Consider the following 3,048-nt stretch of genomic DNA (forward strand, 5'->3'; position numbering starts at 1 on the left):
TCTTTTTAGCTAGAAGTTCTAGAGTTTCTAGAAGTAGCATTTAAAGAGAGTGCTTTTGCTATTTTTTATATACCCCCTGTTTGTTACTAAAGAGGGATTTGATATAATAAAATTATGAATCTTATATTATTTGTGGCACATAGTGATTCATATAATTATAGTGTAGTAATAAGTAAATTATCAGTATGAATTGCATAGGGGCTAGTAATACGTAAAGAATTGCATATGGTATATTAATGTGTAAAGAATTGTATCAAGTATATTAATGCGTAAAAAAATATATAAGGTGTATTAATGTGTAAAGCATTAGTATTAATTAAATAAGGATATATTAAGAAATATATATTAGAAAGTATAAATTAAAGGTATATATTAAATATGCAACAGGAGGTTTTTTATGAAAACGTATGACATTATTGTAATTGGATTTGGTAAGGCTGGTAAGACATTAGCAGGTAAATTAGCTAAATCAGGTAAATCGGTAGCCTTGATTGAAAAAGATGCTCATATGTACGGTGGTACTTGTATCAATGTAGGTTGCATTCCGTCTAAGCGCTTAGTGACTGATGCGGCAAGTGCACCAAAAGATGATTTTGCTGCACAGACGGCATTTTATAAAAAAGCAATTGAAGAGAAACGCGCATTAACAGGTGCTTTACGTAAGGCGAATTATGATAAATTAATCCAAGCTGGCGTAGAGGTTATTGATGGAGTAGCATCCTTCGTAGATGCTACTCATATTGAAGTTAAACGTGGGGCAGAACATTTTACTTTAGAAGGAAAACAATTTGTTATTAATACGGGGGCCACACCAGTATTCCCAACGATTAAGGGATTAGCAACAAGTGAAAAGGTTTTCACATCTGAAACGTTAATGGACTTGGCTGAATTACCAAGCACCTTGACTATCCTAGGTGGCGGGTATATTGGCCTTGAGTTTGCTGCTTTGTATGCAAATTTTGGGAGTAAAGTAACTGTTGTACAGGATGGTGATGTATTCTTGCCTCGTGAAGATGCAGACATGGCGAAACAAATTCAAGATGTATTAGCTGCGAAAGGTGTTGCGATTATTACTGGCGCGCAGGCAACTGAAATTAAAGAAGGCACTTTATACTACACTAAAGACAATGAGGCACAGTCAATTACAAGTGATGCCATTTTAATTGCCACAGGACGCCGTCCTAATACTGACGAATTAGGAGCTGAAAAAGCAGGTATTCAATTAAATAAACGTGGCGCTGTAGAAACAGATGAGCATTTACGTACTAATGTGCCTAATATTTGGGCCGCTGGCGATGTATGCGGTAAACTACAATTTACTTATATTTCTCTTGATGATAGCCGTATCATCCTTGATGACATGGCAGGTAAGAGTGAACGCACTATCAATAATCGCGGTGCTTTTGCATACTCCGTATTTATTGACCCTCCATTCTCTAGAGTAGGCCTTAATGAAACGGAAGCAAAAGCTAAGGGCTTAAACTATCGTGTAGTCACATTATCGGCAAATGCTATTCCGAAAGCTAAAGTTCTTCGTAAAACAGAAGGCCTATTGAAAGCCTTGATTGATGATAATAATAAAATCCTTGGTGCTCAATTATTCTGTGCTGAATCCTATGAAATGATTAATATGATAAAACTAGCTATCGATCAAAACCTAGATTATCAAGTATTACGTGACTTTATCTATACACATCCAACCATGTCTGAAAGCTTTAATGATTTGTTTGTGTAATAAATTAATTTTTGCGTAAAATTTTTTGATACTTAGTTTTATATGTTTCGTCCAACACTCTCTACTTTACGTCCAAATTTTTAATTTTTTGGACGTAAGGCGGAAGGTGTTGGACGATTTTTATTTAAGAAGATGAATTAAGATAAGTGGTGAATACGTCCAAAGGATAGATTTTTCGTCCAAAATAAAGTATAATTGGACGAAAGAGTTGCACGATTAAGGAAAGGAGGTAAAACATGAGAGTTTTTGATTATAGTAGATTAGTTCATATGAACTGGCCGATGGATATAGTAAATTTAGTGGCTAAAATTAGAGAATATAAAGGGCGGCAAGAATTATTCGTTCGACAAAAACCTGTAGAGCTAAATCGTTTAATAGAAATTGCGAAAATTCAGAGTACAGAAGCTTCTAATAAAATTGAAGGCATTGTGACAACGAATACACGCATTAAGCAATTAGTAGAAGATAAAACAAGACCGCGAAATAGGGATGAAGATGAAATTATGGGGTATCGAGATGTACTTAAAACAATACACGAGAATCATGAATATATTCCTTTAAAATCAACATATATATTACAGCTTCATCGAGATCTGTATAGGTATAGTGGAAGAACCTATGCGGGAAAATTTAAAAATATTCAAAATTATATAACTGAAACGAGCGGCGATGGAACTTCTGCTATACGTTTTACCCCTTTATCGCCAAGTGAAACGCCATTAGCTATAGAAGCTCTTTGCAAAAGTTACGAAGAAATGATTGCATATGATGTTGTGGATCCTTTAATTTTAATTCCAACATTTATATCAGATTTTTTGTGTATTCATCCATTTAATGATGGCAATGGTCGAATGAGTCGATTGTTGACACTATTGCTTTTATATAAAAGTGGATTTATGGTAGGAAAATATATTAGTTTAGAAAAAGAAATTGAAAAAACAAAAGAAGTATATTATGAGACTTTAGTGGCCATAGATGAAGATTGGCATGAAGGTACAAATGATCCGCTGCCATTTATTCGCTACATGTTGAAGATTATTTTGACTTGTTATGAGGCTTTTGAAGAGCGTGTGAATGTCATTAATTTTGCTGGGCATAGGAGTAGTGCTTATGATGTAGTGCGTCAGTATGTAGAAACTAAAATAGGCAAGTTTACAAGCGCTGATGTTCTTGTAAATTGTCCTAGGGTAGGTCGTTCTTCCGCCTTAAATGCCCTTAAGAAGTTAACTGATGAAGGGATTATAGCGCGCTTTGGCACAGGCAAGTCTACTTATTATGTAAAAATATAAAATCTATATATTGAGATGTTTGAA

At 34.5% G+C, this 3,048-nt stretch carries 2 protein-coding genes; both read left to right on the plus strand.

The window, feature by feature from the left end:
* Positions 1–397: 397 nt before the first annotated feature.
* The gene (locus Q0376_RS06220; RefSeq protein WP_298705306.1) at positions 398–1,735 is read left to right on the plus strand and encodes an FAD-dependent oxidoreductase; all 1,338 of its coding nucleotides are present in this window, start codon (positions 398–400) and stop codon (positions 1,733–1,735) included.
* Between the two features lie 236 nt (positions 1,736–1,971).
* Positions 1,972–3,024 carry a Fic family protein gene (locus Q0376_RS06225; RefSeq protein WP_298705308.1) on the plus strand — a complete coding sequence of 351 codons (1,053 nt, stop codon included), beginning with the start codon at positions 1,972–1,974 and terminating at the stop codon, positions 3,022–3,024.
* The last annotated feature ends 24 nt before the right edge of the window (positions 3,025–3,048 follow it).

The sequence above is a fragment of the uncultured Veillonella sp. genome (genome assembly GCF_937981445.1).
GTDB lineage: Bacteria > Bacillota > Negativicutes > Veillonellales > Veillonellaceae > Veillonella_A.